This window comes from Joostella sp. (assembly GCF_048266025.1).
GTDB lineage: Bacteria > Bacteroidota > Bacteroidia > Flavobacteriales > Flavobacteriaceae > Galbibacter > Galbibacter atrarenae.
This window is the reverse complement of the sequence record NZ_JBLXAF010000006.1, coordinates 24,615-44,921: the sequence shown is the minus strand read 5'-3', so window position 1 is coordinate 44,921 and position 20,307 is coordinate 24,615. Positions and strand designations below refer to the sequence as shown.

Here is a 20,307-nt window from a genome sequence, read left to right as displayed (position 1 = left end):
TTTTAAAATTGCACACTTAATCCTAATGAAAATCGTTTAGATATAGGATATAACTTCCCTGATTGTGTTGTATTTGCACTACCAAAGTTCACAGCTCCTAAAGATGCTGTCCCTAATGCAAGTGCTTCAGGATCGTAATTAGGATTAAGATCTGTAAAGGTTAATAGATTCTCTCCTGATAAATAAATTCTAAAGTTTGAAAACCCTTTAATTCCTTTAATAGTATACCCTACTGTTACATTTTTTAATCTTAAATAACTAGCATCTTGTAAATATCTAGACTGTACCTGAGAGTTTCTAGTCATTACATCTCTTTGACTAGGACGGAAATAGAAAGCATCTGTATTTACAGGTAAATCATCACTTCCATCACTCCATATATCATTATAGAGTTCATCTGTTACAATTACATTTCCGTAAGCATTATAACCTCCAAAAGTAATAGGTCCTGATAACCAATAATCTCTTTTACCTACACCTTGAAAGAAGAAGCTCATATCAAAGTTTTTGAAATTTATACCACCACGGATACCGTATAAATATCTAGGCGATTGATTCCCTATAACTTTTCGATCTCCAGGGTTATCTACTGTATTTTCTCCCATGTCGATACTCCCATCATTATTTAAGTCAGCATATCTAACGTCTCCTGGAGCAACAAGATTTCCTCCTCCAAGTGGTGAATGGTCTGCTGAGGCATCGATTTCCTCTTGACTTTGAAATAATCCATATGTTTCATACCCCCATACTTCGCCAATATCTTGACCTTCATAAAAACTTCTACTTAAAGAATTTGTTGGGTTTTCAAAACGCGTTATCTCACCTTGAGAATCTGATAGCGCTAGATTAATATTATATCTGAAATCTTTTCCGATTTGGTCTTTCCAACCAACACTAAGCTCCCATCCTTTCACTTCCAAATCTGCAGCATTTTTTTGCGGTGCCGTAGCTCCATAAACACCTGGAAGCGCATCACCTGCAACTAACATATCTTCTGTTGTTCTCTTAAACCAATCAAAAGAAGCATCAAATTTCCCATTGAACATCACTAAATCTAATCCGTAGTTTGCAGAAGAAACTGTTTCCCACGTTCTATCATCAGAAATTGGATTTTGAGGAATTACCCCAATTGGTCTTTGCCCATTAATTATATAATCTACTTGGCTATCTGTATCATAACCAACATACGGATATAATACACTACTATTTTGATTTCCTAATGAACCATAAGACGCTCTAATTTTTAACAAGTCAATAAATCGTACATCATCCATAAAAGATTCACTAGAAATTTTCCAACCAGCTGAAACAGAAGGAAAGAATCCAAATCTATCATTTTCGCTAAATCTTGAAGATCCATCGTATCTACCATTTAAACTTATTAAATACCTACCATCAAAATCATAATTCAATCTTGCAAAACCACTTCTTAATGCCCAATCTGTTATATCGTCTGCTACTGTAGGCACACCCGTTGCATTTGATAGTGAAACAATGTCATCACTAATTAAATCTGTTACATAACTATTTGTTACATCAAACTCTTTCCACTCTTGGTTATATCCTACGGTAGCTTCTATATGATGCCCGTTATCCCAACGCTTTTTATAGGTAGCATAAGCATCAAAAGCATAATAGTTATTGATGGTATTTGTTTTATCTACATATGATGGACCTCCGTCTTCTCTCGTATCAAAACTTGCTTCTGGAGTTACCGATGTAAACACAACATTATTTCGAACTCGTTTACTTATAAAAGGGTTATATGTGAAGTTTGAAAAGATATCAAAGTTCCCGAAATTCATCTCTATACCTCCTTTTAAGTTCAGATTATATTGATCTAAATCATCCCTTCCACCAAGCTCAAGTGTAGATACTGGATTTTGTCTAATAAATGTTGGATACGATACCCCATCAATTTCAACTTCTGGCGTTTGAGTCGGTTTTGCTCTCCAAACGGTGTGGAAAATTGAAGGTCCGTGTCCTGGGGGTAAGTTATGCAAGTTTGTATTTGAACGTATAAAATTAGCTTGCACAGTAGCCTTCATCCAGTCACTTAAATCAGTCGATAAGTTTGTATTGAAGTTAAACCGTTTATATTGATCATCACCAATTTTCACAACTCCTTCATTTCCTGTATATGCAAATGAAGCCCGGTAACTTGATTTTTCAGAACCTCCATCAATTGAAAGTGAATGGTTTTGCCCAAAAGCAAAATCAGAAAAAACTAAATCAGACCAATCTGTATTTGCATGCTCATAATAAGCTGTTCCTGATGGTTTTAATGTATAGTCATTTTGTATAACACCATCTACACGTTGTTTTATCAAAGACAAATGTTCATCTATAAAAATTGGGCTTGCATTTGTACTCGAAACCATACTATTCACATAAAGTGCAAACTTGTAGCTGTTCGATTTTTTAGGTAAGATAGTAGGACTCGCTATATATGAGTTCCCTGAGTATCGCACACGAGTTTTGGTTTCTTTCTTACCTTTTTTAGTCGTGATTAATATCACCCCAAAAGCAGCTCTAGCTCCGTATATTGCAGCAGATGCAGCATCTTTTAATACAGTTACACTTTCTATATCATCTGGGTTAACAGCATTAATATCTAATTGAGCTCCATCCACTAAAACAAGGGGTGAACCTCCATTTATACTTGTTGCTCCTCTAATATTAATATCTGGAGTTTCGCCAGGTGTACCACTTGTCGGTGAAATACTTAAACCCGCAACAACCCCTTGAAGTCCTTCTGTTACGTTTATAATAGGTCGGTTTTCAAGCACTTCTCCTTTTGCTATACCAATAGCTCCTGTCAAGTCTTTCTTTTCTTGACTACCATAACCAACTAACACCAATTCTTCTAATTCTGTAACATCTGTTTCCAACGTTACATTTATAGTTTGCTGGCTCCCTACCGTTACACTTTTAGATTTAAATCCTATAAAAGTAAAAACGAGCACCGATTGCTCACTTGGGACAGAAATTGAATAATTCCCATCGAAGTCTGTTACAGCTCCTGTATTAGTACCTTCTACTCTTACAGTTACTCCAGCCAAAGGCTCATTAAAATCGTCACCTTTAATAACTCCGGTTACAATATTTCCTTGCTGTGCTGTACCTAAAAAAGGGACAAACAAAAGCAAGAAAACGGCTAACACCTTCACTGTTTTCGGTCGAAACAGTGAAAAGCAAAACTTAATACACATTTTCATAAATTTAGATTGATTTAATAAATATTAGGTTAAAAAAATCTAAATCTATTAATATTAGTGCATTCGCCCAAATTTTTATAAGTAAATATTACTTTTTTAAATACGATTTTCCTTACGAAGATTCAAAATCCAAAAACACACTACTCTTAAGCTACAACAAATCTGAGCTCATTCCTGGAGATTGAGGTGTTTGATAATATCCATCTATTATTTGAACGGGGTTTTTAAAATATTCTCGCAAATGTGGTATGTGTTCTAAAAACAAAACAGGATGCCCTAAAGTAATATGATTAAATAAAACCAAGTGCTGATGGATTTGCCCCATATCTCCTACATGAGGAACTACAGGTATGTTATATTTACGTGACAACAAGCTGATCAAAATAAATTCGGAAACACCTCCTACTCTAACTACATCAACCTGATTGAAGCTCATTGCCCCCGACTGAAGGAAGTTTTTAAATAGTATTTTATTAGGAATATGCTCTCCCATGGCTAATTTTACAGCTACCGCATCTTTAAGTGCAACATGGGCATACACATCATCTGGATGCGTAGGCTCTTCAATCCAATATGGATTTAATTGTTTTATCTCATTACAAATGGTAATAGCTTTTGGCAAATTCCATTGCTGATTAGCGTCAAACATAATAGTCGCTTCATCACCAGCTTCATTTCGTATTAAATTCGCTCTACGGATATCTCTATTGATATCTGCTGATCCTACTTTAAGTTTCATTGCTGTAAAACCATTATCCATAGCAATTTTTACATTCTTCTTAATAGTTTCATCATCATAATTAAACCAACCTACAGAGGTATCATAACCAGGATAACCTGTTTTTAAAATGGATTCCCTAGCTTCTTTACCCATACGCTGTTCATCGAGCAATTGGATAGCTTCTTCTCTAGTCAAAACATCTTCATAGTATGAAAAATCCAGTAAATCAACTATCTCTTTACTGTCCATATCTATTAGTAGTTTCCATAGCGGCACATCTTGGCTTTTTGCCCATAAATCAAAACATGCATTTACAACTGCTGCCAAAGCTAAATGAGTTACCCCTTTGTGTGGCCCTAGCCATCTAAGATTTGGGTCGTCTACCATTTTTTTATAAACCTCACCAAAATTTTTCATCAACTCATTAATCTCCTTTCCTTCTATATAAGGCACTAAATAATCAATTGCTTTACACACCAAATTATTTCCATGCCCTAAAGTAAAAGCTAAGCCCACTCCTTCATCATTTGTATCCGTTTTTAACACACATACAGCATAAGCATAACTCGGCACAGTATGCACAGCGTCGGAACCAGCCCCTTTTTTTAAGGCATATCTTTTGTCATGCGCTTCTCCTTTTTTAATCAAGACTACTTTTTTCATTTTTTAGTTTTTAAAGTTCCAATCAATTAGAACAAAATTATTCCTTGCGAGTCATGCTATTTATCTTATGAAGCTTATGGTTGGTTTACTTCTATAGGAATTTGAATATTAAACGAACTTCCATCATTCTTTTTATTCAAATTTTCCAATGCACATGCAGCATACATAGCGATGGGAATCCCTTTTTCATCTATTAAAAGCTGTGGCCTTTCTAATCTCGATACTTTTACAACTTCACCAGTTTGTAACGTTACTTCTAAAGGAGAAAACAACTTATTCTGATCATTTTCCCATTCGATTCCATCCTTCGATTTTAAAATAGCCAAACCGGGTCTAGACTTTGTTATGGCTCCTGTAAAGTCTTTAAAAACGGCATAAAAAATCTCTTCTGAAGGACTATACCATACGTATGGATCTTCAGCAGAAGCTATTTTACCTTCTGCATCTGTATACTTAAATACGATTTTATCAGATTGCTCAAAAGGCCCGTCTGGATTATCAGATATAGCATACCCATGAACACCTCTCCAGCTTGGATCGTATAAATTCCCTTTAAAATAAAGAATGAATTTTCCATCTATAGGATTTTCTACAACTGATGGATTTACAGTAATAATATTACTTGGCATCGGTTTCGTACCTTCTGGAGATGGATTTAATATCTTATTTTGTTTTACGCGTGTTTTAGGGCTTATTAAAGGAGTATTTGGTCTTTTAAAGTTTCCTGATAAAAGATCATCTATCGTATTAAACTTTATAACTCCAATCTGCTGAGATTGCTGAACTCGAGAACGTTTATCTAAATACCCACGCGTACTTTCTACTGACTGCTCCCCAGGATCATGCCCAGCTATATAGTATAAATAATAAGTATTCTTAAATTTCTTTATGTGTGGGTTATGAACGGCCTGTGAATCCCAAGCCACAGTATCTCCCTCGAATCTTTTTCCTTGTAAAATGGTTTTTACATATCTAAAATCTCTTGCTGGTTTATCTGATACCGCATACGCGATCTCTGATTCTAATACCCAACTTTTTGAAAACACATCTGTATCTGGGCCAGATTTCCATCGGGAATAAAACATGTGGTATCTACCATCTTCTCCTTTAACGACACTACCACCCCAAACAAAATAGCCTTCATTGTTTAATATAGAAGCCCCTTTTAGTACTTTAGAACTTCCAATATCAACAACCTCTGCTGAAACTGGCATTGGCTTTATTTGTATTTGTCCATAAACTGATACTTGAGAGAAAATCAGCAATAAAATAAAACAGCTACTATACTTATAAAAACACGCTCCTTTCATTACAAATCGTTATCCCTTACACTTTTCAATTTTTTAGCTAATATGCTTTGCATTTCCTTAACGACTTGCTTGTAAGCAGGGTTATTAGCTAAATTATTATACTGTTTCTCGTCCAACTCCATATTGTAGAGTTCTTTCCCTGATCCAGCATCTTCATCATATTGGATATACGCCCATTTGTCATTTCTTATTAAAAATGATTTCCCTCCTTGAGTTACTGAGAAAGCAAAGTCTCTTACTTTATAATCTGGAGCGTCTAGTGTTTTACTTATATCTTTTCCTTGAATACCATCACTGTATGAGATATTAGCTAGCGATGCTACTGTAGGATATAAATCAAGTAACTCAACAAAAGAGTTACAAACAGCAGGTGCCTTTCCTGGCATTTTTATAATTAAAGGGACTCTAACCGATTCTTCATGAAGGCTGACTTTCATCCAAAAACGATGCTCTCCTAAATGAAATCCATGATCTGAAGTAAAAACTACAACCGTATTATCTTCTAATCCTTCTTCTTTTAAAGTATTTAATAACTTCCCTACTTGATCATCCATAAATGCCACAGAAGCATAATATCCTGCAATAGCCCTTTGCTCCTCTTCTTCTCCCATTTCTCCATTTACGCTAGTCACATAATTTATTCCCCTACTTGGAATATCATCCCAATCGTTTGTTACATTTGGAGGAACAACCATTTCATTGTGTGGATAAGCATCAAAAAAACGCTTAGGAGCTACAAATGGAACATGTGGACGCACCAAACCAACGGCTAAAAAGAAAGGTTCATCTTTATGTTGTTTTATAAGTTGTGTTGCTTTTGCTGCTGTTTTAGCATCAGACTGAAGTAAGTCATCTCCTTCAGCTTTAACAACAGTCATTACATTGCCACCCTTTCGCTCAATCGTTCCATATCGATTATTTTGTACTAAAATTGCTTCTCCTTCAGACTTCCATTCTGGTCCTTGACTATTAAAACGCTCTGTCCAAGACATTTCATCGTCTTTTCCATTAGTTCCATTTTCAATATCAATAGGGATTCCCATATGATATATTTTACTAACCCGAGCTGAGTAATAACCATTGTCTTTAAAAAGTTGAGACCAAGATTTTTTATCATTTCCAACATTTTCTCTTCCACTTACATACCCATATGTTCCTGTAGCGTTTGGATAGTAACCAAACATAAAAGATGCTCGAGATGGTCCACATACTGGATATTGCGAATAGGCCTTTGTATAACGAGTTCCTTCCGCTGCCAAAGCATTTATATGTGGAGTAATTGATGCTGTGTTTTCATAACAGGAAAGCGCTGTGGTGGTCAAATCATCAGCTATTATAAATAACACATTTAATTTTTCTTTTTTTTCTTGTGAATACATTTTAGGGCTGAAAAGAGAAATCCCGAAACATAATGCACTTAAGGTTGATTTATATATAATTTTCATAAATAATAGGTTTCTATAAATATTCGCCTCCAGTTTTACTCGATTCATAGGCTTTTTCAACGAGTCTCATAGTTTCTAAACTATCTGAAAAACTGTTAGCTAAAGGTTGATCTTTATCATTATAGTGGTTTTGAAGACTCACCATAGTTCCTAGAAATGCATCTGGAAACCAATCTCCATCCAATTCCACTTCTTTCCATTTTGGAGGTTCACTATTTAAAATACAATATTCCATTGTCGAAGGCTCTCCTTTAGGATAATCTAATGACAATCCAATTTTTATATAAATAGCTCCTTCTGTTCCCTCTATCTTTAAATAGGACTGTTGATGTTCTCTTCCATATTCATGTCCATGATTCGTAATAATTCGCGCTTGAGTATATTCATCATAATCTAAAATCATAGTAGACCTTGTTGATGCCAATTCCTTCATCTTAGGATGCTTTATTGTACTTGCATATATTTTTGAAGGTTTCCCAAGGAAACTCCTCATCAAGTCTAAATAATGAATACTATGATATAAAATTTCTACTCTTGGCAATTGAAATAAAAAATCCCACAAATGCCATGGAGTAAATACAGTTACCATAAGTTCCATATCATATACATCGCCTATGAGACCTTCTGATATTATATCCTTTGCGGCCAACATATAAGGTGCATATCTCAGTTGAAAATTTACAGCAGCTACAAGCTTTTTGTCATCACAAATTGCTTTTATTTTAATGGCTTCTTCTAATGTTTCCCCCATTGGTTTCTGAATAAGAACAGCTGCTCCATCAGGTACTTTATCTAGAATCTGACATATATATTTTGCAGGCACAGCAATATCGATTACTGCATCTTCATCAGCTGCAAATTTCATCATACTTGACAAATCAGAAAAAACAGTTCTTATAAACGGAAAGTCATTTCTTAAATTTTTTGCTTTATTCTCATCTACATCAAACACCCCAATAACATCTAATCCTCCTTTTTTATAGGCAGGAAGATGTGCGTCTCTTACAATACTTCCTGCTCCTACTATAACTATAGGCTTAGAAGTTCCAACGGGTGTTATTTTCTGTTTAAAATTCATATTAAGAATTATTCAATCGAATTGCCCTGCTTCTTATACTGCTCTAATTTTTCATCAAGGACATCTACTATTTCTTTATTCTCTGTATAAAGGTTATGCTCTTCTACAAAATCATTTTTTAAATTATATAGCTGACCAGGAAGATTTTTATCATCAATATCTCTTTTAGTCCAACCTCCAGAACCTTGTCCTTGAATATATTTCCAATCTCCATTACGAATAGCAAACATTCCGCTTATGGAATGGAGCACTAAATAATCTCTAACTTTTTCTGCTGATGTACCTAACCAAACTTTACTAAAATCCTTACTGTCATCAAAATCATGAACCTTGTCTTCATCTGTATCAATAATTCCTTCAATGGTAGCTAAAATATCTATTGAACTTATTAATTGATTACTTTCTTGTTTTGACTTAATCTTTGATGGCCAAGAAACAATAAAAGGAACTCGGTGTCCTCCTTCCCAAATATCTGCCTTTACTCCCGTAAAAGGTTCGCTTGGGTTATGATCGTATTTCTCAAATATAGTTCTTATTTTTCCTCCCATATTAGATCCATCCCGTTGTGGAGAACCATTATCTGATGTAAAAACAATTAAGGTGTTTTCTAATTGTCCTGTTCGTTTTAAAGCTTCAACCACTTGCCCTACTGTATAATCAACTTGATTCACATAATCTCCATAAGGCCCTGCTTCACTTTTTCCTATAAACTCATCTGCTGGTGCAATTGGAGTATGAGGTGCTGTTAATGGAAAATATAAAAAGAAAGGCGACTCTTCTTTTTCCTGATTTTCGATATAACTTACTGCTTTCTTTGTAATAGTTGCCATCACATTTCTTAAATCCCATCCTTCAACCATCGGACCTGGATTCCCAAATAAAGTATCAGGTTTTATAATATTTGGAACTGCTTCTAACTTATCATCACTTATAAATGTATATGGAGGGAAGTTTGGCACGTCATCTCCAAAGTAGGTATCAAAACCAACAGCTATAGGTCCTCCTTCGACAGGTTTTGTATAATCTATCTTATCCCATAATGTATTACGGTTTGGCATCCCATAATCTCCTCCAACAATAGTATCGTTTACAATATTACCATCAATTCCTCTCCATTTCCAACCTAAATGCCATTTACCAATACAAGCTGTATTATATCCTTTTTCCTTTAAAACTCTTGGTATTGTTTTCCTATCAGGATCAATTAAAGGAGGATCCCAAGGCCATAAAACTCCTTTCTTTAAAGATGTTCTCCAAGCATATTGTCCTGTTAAAATACCATATCTGGTTGGTGTACACACACTACTTGGCGAGTGTGCATCTGTAAACCTAATCCCACTTTCTGCTAATGTGTTCAAATTTGGAGTAGGTATTTTAGAGTTCTGATTATAAACTTCTAAATCTCCATATCCTAAGTCATCAGCTAAAATGAGTACGATATTCGTTTTCTGTTTATTACTTTTTGCATTATCAGTTACTTCAGTGTTTGCTTTTTTACAAGCACCCAAACAAAGGATGATTGCTAATAAATAAAGTATATTTTTCATGGAATAGGTATTTTTAATTATTTAGTTTAATAAAAGAAAGCATATATACATAGCATTACTATAACTAATGTAACACTTAATATTCGTACCGTTTTTGATGTATTCTTTACTTTTAGATATAATTGCTCATTTTCTACCTGAGGAGATTTATCAATGCTTGAAATTATAAAATAGATAGCACTAGAAATTATAAAATAAATATATGTTTGTCGAAGCCAGTTTATATAAAGGCCTTCAGAACTGGATATATAATTCTCTACACCATTAATAACTACATACTTTTCAATTATAAAAATGGTTAAAGCAAATGCACTACCTCCAAGGAGCGTCCAAAAAGAAGCATTAGCAGTTCCTTTTTTTGATAAAACACCCCATAAAAAAACAGCTACAATGGACGGTGCGAAAATTGAAAACATCTGATTTATCAATTCAAAAATACCGCCCAAATTACCTAAAAAAGGAGACCATATAACTGCTATAACAAGTACTACAGCTCCTGTTATTCTACCTATTCTGATTTTTGATTTATCAGAAAGGTTTGTCTTTATCTTATCAAAAATATCATAAACTACTAGTGTAGAACAACTATTTAAAGCAGCAGCTACGCTACTCATTACAGCGGCTAAAAGCGCTGCTACCATTAAACCTTTTAATCCTACTGGCAGTAATTCTTTTATTAAAACAGGTAAGACACTTTTAGTATCTACTCCAATATCATCTTTAAAAAGTGCAAAAGCTAAAATACCGGGTAATACCATTATAAAGACTGGTAATATTTTTAAAAAACCTGCAAAAATAGCCCCTAATTTAGCTTGTTTTTCAGACTTAGCCCCTAAGGTACGTTGTACAATAGTTTGATCTGTGCACCAATACCAAATTCCTAAAATTAAATGTCCCGCAAGAATATCAAAAAATGAAAACCCCTTTTTGGTGGCATCAAAACTTACTGCTTTTAATCGATCCGGATCTACTGCTTGTTTTAACGACTCGTAAGAATCTATACCTATAGTTGGTAATTTATATACGGCTAGAACTGTAATTAATAAAGATCCTAAAATAAGCACTATTGTTTGTAACGTTTCCGTTACCACTACAGATTTTAGGCCGCCAATTATTGTATAAATACCAGTTGCAATGGCTATGATTATAATAGACCAAACAATATTTATCCCAAACATTTCTTCAAAAACAATTGCTCCTGCATAAAAACTAACTCCAATATGCATAAATAGAGCTGCAAGAATACTAAAAACAGCTAATACAACTCGAGATCTATTATCATAGCGTTTCTCCAAAAACTCTGGAAGTGTTGTTATTTTAGTTCTGAGGTAAAAAGGAATAAAAACAAATGCTAGTATTAGTAGTTCAAAAGATGAAAGCCATTCAAAATTCCCCCAAACAATTCCATCTTTAAAACCAGATTCTGCAAGTCCAACCAAATGAACAGTAGATATATTTGATGCAAAAAGTGATGCTCCCACAACACTCCAAGTAAGTGTCTTTCCTGCCAGAAAATACTGCTTACTAGTATTACCCGACTCTCTTGAATACCATAATCCAACAAAGATTATAGCTACCATATAAATCACAATCACAAGAATATCCAGCATCCTTCAGAAATTATTTTCAATTATTTGAGTTCTAATATATTACTTTTAGGTCAAATGCCCTAATTTTTTACAACAAAAACACCTTTTGGTTTTCTTTTAAGTTTAAAACTTTACAGTTACATTTGGGACATGTCTATAGTTGTATCAAATATCACAAAAATATACGGAACGCAAGAAGCTCTTAAAGAAGTTTCTTTTACTGTCAATAAAGGGGAAATAGTTGGTTTCTTAGGGCCAAATGGTGCTGGAAAATCTACTATGATGAAGATACTAACAACATATATCACCCCTACAAATGGTAGTGCTAAGGTAAATGATTATGATATTGAAGGTGATAAAATGGGCATCCAAAAAAGCATTGGATATCTTCCAGAGCATAACCCGCTTCACTTAGACATGTACGTAAGAGAATATCTAAGCTATACCGCTGACCTATATAAAGCTCCAAAAGAAAATATAGAAAATGTAATTTCACAATGTGGATTATTACCAGAAGCTAATAAAAAAATTGGAGCACTTTCCAAAGGATATCGGCAACGTGTTGGTTTAGCTGCTGCACTTATTGGAGATCCGGAAGTACTAATTTTAGATGAACCAACTACAGGACTTGATCCTAACCAATTATTAGAAATAAGAAAACTAATACAAAGCATTGGTAAAGAGAAAACAATCCTTCTCTCTACACATATTATGCAAGAAGTTGAGGCTATTTGTGATCGAGTAATTATTATTAACAAAGGGGTTATTGTTGCTGATAAAAAGCTAAATGAATTAAGAGTTTCCAAAGAGCAAATCATAGAAGTTGAGTTTGATTATCGTGTGGAAGAAGTTTTACTTCAACAAATTCCTCATGTGACGCACGTAAAAAACATCATTGGTTTTGTGTATGAAATAACTTTTGAAACCGATAAAGATATGCGTGCTACAGTTTTTGATTTTGCTCACGATAATGGATTAAAAACTCTTCAATTGAACAAAAAAAATAAGAATTTAGAGAGTTTGTTTGTTGAACTCACCAATAAATAGACTATTTAACCCGTACGAACTTCTCGATATTTAAATGGTTGACTCCTAGTTTTTCGATTTTTTCTACAGCAGTTGTAAAGAGTGTATCTCCCACTATTTTATATTCTAGATCGAAGCTATTTCCTTCCCACTCCCTATTATTAAAATACGCTAAGTTTTCAGTATAAATATTTCCTTTAACCGAATAAGAGCCTCCACCAGCGGCATATATTGCGGTACTATCTTTACCATGATTTAAATCGTGTCTCAAAAAAGCAAAATGAGTCTTATTGATAATTTTAATCATCTCTTGCCCCTTCGTAAAATCTGTAATACTTGTGTCTTGATCTTGAATTACTGTTGCAGAAACAAGCTTCCATGTTCCTACTAGATCTGAATTGGCTTCTTCATGATGTTCTTTATTATTACATGAAAATATTATAACAAGGAGCATTGCCAATGGTGCATACTTTATCATATTTTAAATGGTTAATTTGGTTAGTTAGTTTGATTGCAAATGCATAATTAAACTCATTACTTCTTAGGAGTCGGCTTAATAATCATTCTAAAAGATTGATCCTTTTTAAAGTAATATCCCGTCCAATCATACAAAGTACGAAGTCGGTTTTTATAATTTACCAATGACATAATGTGCACAAATATCCAGATAAACCATGCTGGGAATCCTTTTAAAAAGAAACTTTCATTAGGGCCATCTGTTACTGCCTTATTTCTTCCAATTATAGCCATTGAACCTTTGTCTGAATACTCAAAAGATTTCCAGTCTCCTGTATTTCTTAATAAGTTATTTCCCAAGTTTTCAGCTTGCTGAATAGCTACCTGCGCAACTTGTGGATGCCCATCAGGATATTTTTCATCTCCAGATAAAATGGCTGTATCTCCAACAGCATAGATATTTTTATAACCATCAACTAAATTAAAAGTATTCGTTTTTAATCTACGCCCTCTTCCATAATCCTCTTTTTGGAAGCCTTCAAAAACTTTTGCTGAAACTCCTGCTGCCCAAATTAAATTCTTTGAATCTATAGTAGTATCATCAGAAAGATAAACAACACCATCTTTAAAATCTTCCACCAAAGTTTTTAACTTCACATTTACTCCTAGCTCTTCTAATTTCTCTCTTGAATATTTTTGAGCCTTTCCCGACATTGGAGCTAATACTGCATCCAAACCGTCTAATAAGTAAACTTCTCCTAAATCTTCTTTTACTAATTCTGGATAATCTTTAGTGATAATATGCTTTCTCATCTCTGCCAGTATCCCAGAAAGCTCCACTCCTGTTGGTCCTGCACCTGCAATTACAAATGATAACAATTTTTTTCTGTCCAAAGGATCTTGGACTCTTGTAGCCCTTTCCAAACGAGTAAACAACAAGTTTCTCAACGCCAAAGCATCTCCTATTGTCTTCATTGGCAACGAATTATTCTTGATATTTTCATTACCAAAGAAATTAGTTTCCGTTCCAGTAGCCATTATTAAAATATCATAAGATAAGGTTCCATTGCTAAGAATAATTTTATTCTCTTCAGGGACAACTTTTTCTAAAGCTCCTAATCGGAATCTTATATTTTCTTTTCCATGTAATATTTTTCGGAAGGGATAACTTATCGCAGAAGGCTCCATAAAGCCAGATGCCACTTGATAAAGTAAAGGAGGGAAAAAATTATAATTATTTAAGTCTACTAATATAACCTCGTAAGTATCAGACTTTTTTAGTTTTTTAATGAGTTCTATTCCTGCAAAACCACCTCCAACAATTACGATTCTCTTTTTAGAGTTCATATCAATCTATTTAAAAACAACTTTTATTACACTATAAAGTTACTTTAAATACTTGGAGAAAAAGTTAATCTGGTTTAATAAATATCGTGAAATAATCATTCCTAAAATGCTTTCTTCTGAAGAATGATTATAAGTTTATTCCTCAAAAATAAGTTTCCCTTTATAATGTTCAGTAATATCTACTGATTCCGGACTACCAACAGAAATAACATCTCCTGTGCTATAAATATTCCCTTTTAATGATACAGAAGCATTTACTATAATATCATTAGAACTACGATGATAAATAGTAGCATTTTCTACAGGAAAATCTCTACCCTCAAATCGACTATTACCAGATGCAAAATTTATATTTAAATTTTCAGCGGTTCCAGTAACATACATATTTGAAATCCCATTAAATACCATTTGTAAAGAAGTCACTTTTAATTCCAAATGAATATCTGCACTCGTTAAATATTCATTGTTATTATAATTTTCAGAATAAACTGCTAACTTTTCTACCTCAAGAACTCCATCCGAACGGATTTCTCTTTGTGTGGCACTTCTTATTTCAGAAATAGCTGGCGTAGTTACATATACTGTAGTAAGATCGTAATCTCGGAAAAAATTACAAACATTATTATTCGTCAAAATTAATTGGTTATCTACCACTTCAACATCAATATCATTTAATAGATTAGCTCCAGAAGACACCTCTACTTTGTATTCATCTCCTTGTTTTACTACTAATGAAATTCCCTCATTCACTAAAACTCTAGAAAAAATATCAACAGCTCTCTCTTCACTTTTAATGGATCCAGCAGCCTGAATACAATCATTTGCATCTTCATTATTACATGCACCAAAAAAAAGCATGCTAACAAGTAGCCCAGTAGAAAGTAATGATTTTATGTAAGAGTAAAATAATTTCATTATCATTTAAGATTCAACACTCCCTAACGGAGTTAAATTAATTACAAACGGTAACCTATTCCAATTTCTACAGCCTCAGCTTGTGCTGCATGTGCTTTTACGGTAACTACAGCAAAAAGTTTTTTCTTTGGAGTTAAATATCCCTTTAATCCCGCACGCAAATAAACTCGCCCTTCATAATCTATTGGATAGTAAAGATAATAACCCGCTTGTGTTATTACAGAGAGTCGGTTTATAAACAACTCATGTCCTATAAATAAACCTGCTCGCATACTATCTTCAGTCCCATCGATTCCTCTTTCTGGATAGGCAATACTACTATACTTAATATATTCTTTTAGGAAATTAGAATAAAAAACATCTGTTCCAATCTGAAAGGCACTCTTTTTATTTATCCTCTTATCAGCATAAAATGAAAATATATAAAAAGGAAATTGCCCGCTATCTATTACATCACTTTCATTAACCCCGCTTCTAAAAACAAAATTATACCTAACAGCCTCATTAAATTTATTGGTAAGACCTTCGGTTACTTCGTAAGGAGGATCTACAGCGTCTAACTGATAATTCAACCCTACATTAAAAGTTACCGAATTAATACTTGTATTTGGAGCCTTTGTATTACCATTAGAATAATGGATAAGCGACAAACCAGCTTGTGCCCCAAACCTATTGAAAATACGCTCTTTTTTATAGTTCAACATTAAATAAGTACTACTCAATAATTTTGAACCAAAAGCTACATTTCGGAAGTTATCTTCTTTATTATAAGGATTAGAGGCTACGGCAATACCTTGACCTATTCTAAGCATTAAGTTTCGCTTAAAAAAGTAAAAGTTGTAATGACCATATAATGCCACATTATTCCCCATATATTCATTTTTCAGGTTTTGATACCCTAAAGAAACTCCATAATCTGGGTAATTATACAACTGTTCCCATTCACGATTACCATACGTTTTTTTATTCCAACTAAGGATAAAACCTTCTGGATGCCCCGTTATGAGATGTAAAATATCATTATTATGTCTAGAAATATTTCCATAGAAATAACTAAGATCTACATAAGATGAATATTCTTTATCCCCTTCCTGAGCAGTAACTCCACAAGATAAAAGCACGATAAAAATGATGAATACTTTCTGCATAAATTTTATTTCACGGCAAAAGTAATCTTATTTTTAAAATAACGCAGAAGCGATAGCTTTAATATTATCAGATTTCCCCATTGAATAATAATGTAACAATGGAACTCCTGCATCTTTTAATTCTTTAGATTGCTGGATACACCATTCGATTCCAACTTGGCGAACTTCCTTATTATTTTTACAACTCTCTACAGAATTAATAAGTTCTTCTGGGATATCAATTTTAAAAACTTGTGGTAATAATTGCAAATGCTTTTTCACTGCAATGGGCTTTATACCAGGAATTATAGGCACATTAATTCCTGCTGCCTTAGCTTTCTCTACAAACTCAAAGAACTTACTATTATCAAAAAACATTTGCGTTACAATATAATCTGCACCTGCATCTACTTTTTCTTTTAGTTTCTTTAAATCAAAATCTAGTGAAGGAGCCTCTAAATGCTTTTCTGGATATCCTGCCACTCCGATACAAAAATCAGAGGCACAATCAGACTCTATTGTTTCGTGTAGATATTTCCCATCACATAAATCTCTAATTTGTTTCACCAAATCTGTTGCATAAGGATGACCACCTTTGGTAGGCTCAAAATAACGTTGATGCTTCATTGCATCCCCGCGAAGTGCCATTACATTTTCGATTCCCAAATATTGACAATCTACCAATAGATACTCCGTTTCTTCTTTTGTAAAACCACCACACAATACATGCGGAATTGTGTCTACATCATACTTGTGTTTTAATGCCGCACAAATCCCAACTGTACCAGGACGCATACGAGTAACTTTTCTATCAAAAAGACCTTCCTTTTCTATATAAACAAACTCCTCACGAGAAGTAGTAACGTCTATAAACGGCGGATTAAACTCCATCAAAGGATCGATATTATTATATAATTCTTGAATATTTTTACCTTTTTGAGGAGGTATAATTTCAAAAGAAAACATAGTTTTCCCGTTGGCTTTCTTTATATGATCGGTTACTTTCATTATAATATATTTTGGAATTTATAGGCTTATGAAACCTAAAACCCTATTTTAAACTTTATATTCTACTATTTTTTAATTAGCAATACTTGGACTTAGCCACTTTGTAGCTTCTTCTACACTAATATTTCTACGTTCAGCATAATCGGCAACTTGGTCTTCTTTTATTTTCCCTAAACCGAAATATTTCCCTTTCGGATTTGCAAAATAATAACCTGAAACAGAAGATGCAGGCCACATAGCCAGGCTTTCTGTCAACTTAACTCCTATTCTATTTTCAACATCTAAAACTTTCCAAATAACCTTTTTCTCTAAATGATCTGGACAAGCTGGATACCCTGGTGCTGGTCGCATTCCTTTATAATTCTCCTTTATTAGATCTTCATTTGATAAAGATTCATCGGAAGCATATCCCCAGATTTCCTTACGAACACGCTCGTGAAGGTACTCTGCAAAAGCTTCAGCCAATCTATCTGCTAATGCCTTGATCATAATCGAATTATAATCATCTAAATCTCTGATATATTGAGCTGAAATTTCATCAACACCAAATCCTGTACTTACACAAAAAGCTCCCATATAATCCTGCTTCCCTGTTGTTTTAGGTGCTATAAAGTCTGCTAATGCTATATTTGGTGCTCCTTTAGTTTTTTCTGATTGCTGACGAAGTGTTAAGAATTTATCTAACTCATTTCCATTTTCATCATACAGTTGGATATCATCATCGTTAACTTGATTAGCTGGAAAAATTCCAAGAATACCTTTGGCTGTAAGCCATTTCTCATTAATAATCTTATCCAACATTTCTGTTGCTTCATCAAAAAGTTTTGATGCTGCTGCTCCTACAACTTCATCCGTTAAAATATCTGGATATTTACCATGTAACTCCCATGATCTAAAAAATGGAGTCCAATCTATATAATCTCTTAGCTCCCCTAAATCAACCGACACCTCTTTTACACCTAAAAAATTAGGTTTTGGAGCAGTAAACTCATCCCAATCTAATTTTATCTTATTCTTTCGAGCATCTGCTATACTTAGATAATTCTTCACACGAGCTCTATTTAAGAAACCTTCGCGTAATTTATCATATTCCGCTCTCAAAGAAACGCCATAAGCCTCCTTAAGTTTAGGGTTAATAAGACTTCCAGCTACATTTACCGCCCTAGAAGCATCATTTACATGAACTACCGTTTTAGAGTATTCCGGAGCAATTTTAACTGCCGTATGTGCTCTAGAAGTTGTAGCTCCCCCTATCATTATAGGAATACTTAAGTTTATTTTTTCTAACTCTTTAGCCAAATAAACCATCTCATCTAAAGACGGTGTTATTAAACCACTAAGACCTATTATGTCTACTTCTTCATCTATCGCTGCTTGAATTATTTTTTCTGGTGGAACCATCACTCCAAGATCTACAATCTCATAATTATTACATCCTAAGACAACACTTACAATATTTTTTCCGATATCATGCACATCTCCCTTTACGGTTGCCATCAATACTTTTCCTGCTGAACGAGAATTTTCATCTTTTTGCGCTTCAATAAATGGCAATAAATACGCTACCGCCTTTTTCATAACACGAGCAGATTTTACCACTTGAGGAAGGAACATTTTTCCACTTCCAAAGAGATCTCCCACTACATTCATACCATTCATCAAGTAGTTTTCAATAACTTCTATTGGTTTATCTACTACCTGTCTAGCTTCCTCTGCATCTTCTTCAGCAAATTCTAACACTCCCTTTACCAAAGAATGCGTAATTCTCTCTTGCAATGTTCCATTTCTCCATTCTTGAGCTAGCTTTTCATTAGCTTTTGTATTTCCTTTTACTGTTTCAGCAAAATCCAATAAACGCTCTGTTGCATCGTCCCTTCTGTCTAATAAAACGTCTTCAACATATTCTAAAAGGTCTTTTGGAATCTGATCATAAACTTCCAACATCTCAGGATTTACAATTCCCATTGTCATTCCATGTTGAATCCCATGATATAAAAAAGCAGCATTCATCGCCTCTCTCACAGTGTTATTTCCACGGAAAGAAAATGAAACATTACTAACCCCTCCACTAACATGTGCATGTGGTAAATTCTCTCGAATCCATTTTGTGGCTCTAAAAAAATCAACTGCATTCTGGCGATGTTCTTCCATCCCCGTTCCTACTGGGAAAATATTAGGATCGAAAATAATATCTTGAGGATTAAAGCCAATCTTATTTACTAATGTATCATAAGAACGCTTACAAATTTCAATCCGTCTTTCATAAGAATCTGCCTGCCCAACCTCATCAAAAGCCATCACAATTACAGCTGCTCCATAACGCTTTACAAGTTTTGCGTGCTGTAGAAACTGCTCCTCACCCTCTTTTAAACTAATAGAGTTTACGACACCTTTACCTTGCACCACTTTTAATCCAGCTTCGATGATCTCCCATTTCGAGCTATCTATCATTACTGGCACACGAGCAATATCTGGCTCTGCTGCAATAAGATTCAAGAATCTTGTCATGGCATATTTACCATCCAACATTCCTTCATCCATATTCACATCTATAATCTGAGCTCCTCCCTCTACTTGGGCACGGGCAACTTCAAGCGCCTCATCGTAATTCTCTTCTTTAATTAATCGAAGAAATTTACGTGATCCCGTTACATTAGTACGTTCCCCAACATTAACAAAATTTGTATTTTCATCTACAATAAGAGGTTCCAGTCCCGATAAAACTAAGGGAATTCTCCCTTGCTCTTCGTTTTCTGATTGTTGGTTACTAGTCTCCATCCCTTTCATAATTTATTTAATAATTCATAAAAACCATTCATTAGCGTCTATAGCAAAACGGTTTTAATTACTTCTTATT

At 34.1% G+C, this 20,307-nt stretch carries 14 protein-coding genes; 1 reads left to right on the top strand and 13 read right to left on the bottom strand.

Annotated elements, in window-relative coordinates:
* Positions 1-2: 2 nt before the first annotated feature.
* From ACN0TY_RS11145 to ACN0TY_RS11115, 7 genes are all read right to left on the bottom strand, one after another.
* Positions 3-3,170 carry a SusC/RagA family TonB-linked outer membrane protein gene (locus tag ACN0TY_RS11145; RefSeq protein WP_417444558.1) on the bottom strand — a complete coding sequence of 1,056 codons (3,168 nt, stop codon included), beginning with the start codon at positions 3,168-3,170 and terminating at the stop codon, positions 3-5.
* A 199-nt stretch (positions 3,171-3,369) separates the two neighbouring features.
* Positions 3,370-4,602 (bottom strand): enolase C-terminal domain-like protein, encoded by a 1,233-nt coding sequence (locus tag ACN0TY_RS11140; protein ID WP_417444557.1) that lies wholly within the window; start codon positions 4,600-4,602, stop codon positions 3,370-3,372.
* A 74-nt stretch (positions 4,603-4,676) separates the two neighbouring features.
* Positions 4,677-5,912, bottom strand: coding sequence for a glycoside hydrolase family protein (locus tag ACN0TY_RS11135; protein ID WP_417444556.1), 1,236 nt, complete (start codon positions 5,910-5,912; stop codon positions 4,677-4,679).
* The gene (locus ACN0TY_RS11130; RefSeq protein ID WP_417444555.1) at positions 5,912-7,357 is read right to left on the bottom strand and encodes a sulfatase; all 1,446 of its coding nucleotides are present in this window, start codon (positions 7,355-7,357) and stop codon (positions 5,912-5,914) included. The genes ACN0TY_RS11135 and ACN0TY_RS11130 overlap by 1 nt, the downstream gene beginning before the upstream one ends.
* 13 nt (positions 7,358-7,370) lie before the next feature.
* On the bottom strand, positions 7,371-8,435 hold the full coding sequence (locus tag ACN0TY_RS11125) for a Gfo/Idh/MocA family protein (protein WP_417444554.1): 1,065 nt from the start codon (positions 8,433-8,435) through the stop codon (positions 7,371-7,373).
* 8 nt (positions 8,436-8,443) lie between these two features.
* Positions 8,444-9,982: a sulfatase family protein gene (locus ACN0TY_RS11120; protein ID WP_417444553.1), complete on the bottom strand. Its 1,539-nt coding sequence runs from the start codon at positions 9,980-9,982 to the stop codon at positions 8,444-8,446.
* Between the two features lie 26 nt (positions 9,983-10,008).
* Positions 10,009-11,592, bottom strand: coding sequence for a sodium:solute symporter family transporter (locus tag ACN0TY_RS11115; RefSeq protein WP_417444552.1), 1,584 nt, complete (start codon positions 11,590-11,592; stop codon positions 10,009-10,011).
* A gap of 129 nt (positions 11,593-11,721) precedes the next feature.
* On the opposite strand from ACN0TY_RS11115, the gene gldA reads away from it, so the two are divergent.
* On the top strand, positions 11,722-12,618 hold the full coding sequence (gldA, locus tag ACN0TY_RS11110) for a gliding motility-associated ABC transporter ATP-binding subunit GldA (RefSeq protein ID WP_417444551.1): 897 nt from the start codon (positions 11,722-11,724) through the stop codon (positions 12,616-12,618).
* Between the two features lies 1 nt (position 12,619).
* On the opposite strand, the gene ACN0TY_RS11105 is transcribed toward gldA, so the two are convergent.
* The 6 genes from ACN0TY_RS11105 to metH form a co-directional block, all read right to left on the bottom strand.
* Positions 12,620-13,075, bottom strand: coding sequence for a hypothetical protein (locus ACN0TY_RS11105; protein WP_417444550.1), 456 nt, complete (start codon positions 13,073-13,075; stop codon positions 12,620-12,622).
* Positions 13,076-13,131: 56 nt separating this feature from the next.
* On the bottom strand, positions 13,132-14,400 hold the full coding sequence (locus ACN0TY_RS11100) for an NAD(P)/FAD-dependent oxidoreductase (RefSeq protein ID WP_417444549.1): 1,269 nt from the start codon (positions 14,398-14,400) through the stop codon (positions 13,132-13,134).
* A 135-nt stretch (positions 14,401-14,535) separates the two neighbouring features.
* Positions 14,536-15,315 carry a head GIN domain-containing protein gene (locus tag ACN0TY_RS11095; protein WP_417444548.1) on the bottom strand — a complete coding sequence of 260 codons (780 nt, stop codon included), beginning with the start codon at positions 15,313-15,315 and terminating at the stop codon, positions 14,536-14,538.
* Between the two features lie 41 nt (positions 15,316-15,356).
* Positions 15,357-16,463, bottom strand: coding sequence for an acyloxyacyl hydrolase (locus tag ACN0TY_RS11090; protein ID WP_417444547.1), 1,107 nt, complete (start codon positions 16,461-16,463; stop codon positions 15,357-15,359).
* 33 nt (positions 16,464-16,496) lie between these two features.
* On the bottom strand, positions 16,497-17,450 hold the full coding sequence (metF, locus tag ACN0TY_RS11085) for a methylenetetrahydrofolate reductase [NAD(P)H] (RefSeq protein WP_236960023.1): 954 nt from the start codon (positions 17,448-17,450) through the stop codon (positions 16,497-16,499).
* 72 nt (positions 17,451-17,522) lie between these two features.
* The gene (gene metH, locus ACN0TY_RS11080; protein WP_417444546.1) at positions 17,523-20,237 is read right to left on the bottom strand and encodes a methionine synthase; all 2,715 of its coding nucleotides are present in this window, start codon (positions 20,235-20,237) and stop codon (positions 17,523-17,525) included.
* Between the last annotated feature and the right edge of the window lie 70 nt (positions 20,238-20,307).

Bases quoted from the DNA above. Each gene is read 5' to 3' on its own strand.
- metF (WP_236960023.1), bottom strand. From the start codon at position 17,450: ATGAAAGTAACCGATCATATAAAGAAAGCCAACGGGAAAACTATGTTT.
- ACN0TY_RS11130 (WP_417444555.1), bottom strand. From the start codon at position 7,357: ATGAAAATTATATATAAATCAACCTTAAGTGCATTATGTTTCGGGATT.
- ACN0TY_RS11090 (WP_417444547.1), bottom strand. From the start codon at position 16,463: ATGCAGAAAGTATTCATCATTTTTATCGTGCTTTTATCTTGTGGAGTT.
- ACN0TY_RS11135 (WP_417444556.1), bottom strand. From the start codon at position 5,912: ATGAAAGGAGCGTGTTTTTATAAGTATAGTAGCTGTTTTATTTTATTG.
- ACN0TY_RS11120 (WP_417444553.1), bottom strand. From the start codon at position 9,982: ATGAAAAATATACTTTATTTATTAGCAATCATCCTTTGTTTGGGTGCT.
- ACN0TY_RS11125 (WP_417444554.1), bottom strand. From the start codon at position 8,435: ATGAATTTTAAACAGAAAATAACACCCGTTGGAACTTCTAAGCCTATA.
- ACN0TY_RS11140 (WP_417444557.1), bottom strand. From the start codon at position 4,602: ATGAAAAAAGTAGTCTTGATTAAAAAAGGAGAAGCGCATGACAAAAGA.
- ACN0TY_RS11105 (WP_417444550.1), bottom strand. From the start codon at position 13,075: ATGATAAAGTATGCACCATTGGCAATGCTCCTTGTTATAATATTTTCA.
- ACN0TY_RS11095 (WP_417444548.1), bottom strand. From the start codon at position 15,315: ATGAAATTATTTTACTCTTACATAAAATCATTACTTTCTACTGGGCTA.
- metH (WP_417444546.1), bottom strand. From the start codon at position 20,237: ATGAAAGGGATGGAGACTAGTAACCAACAATCAGAAAACGAAGAGCAA.
- ACN0TY_RS11115 (WP_417444552.1), bottom strand. From the start codon at position 11,592: ATGCTGGATATTCTTGTGATTGTGATTTATATGGTAGCTATAATCTTT.
- gldA (WP_417444551.1), top strand. From the start codon at position 11,722: ATGTCTATAGTTGTATCAAATATCACAAAAATATACGGAACGCAAGAA.
- ACN0TY_RS11100 (WP_417444549.1), bottom strand. From the start codon at position 14,400: ATGAACTCTAAAAAGAGAATCGTAATTGTTGGAGGTGGTTTTGCAGGA.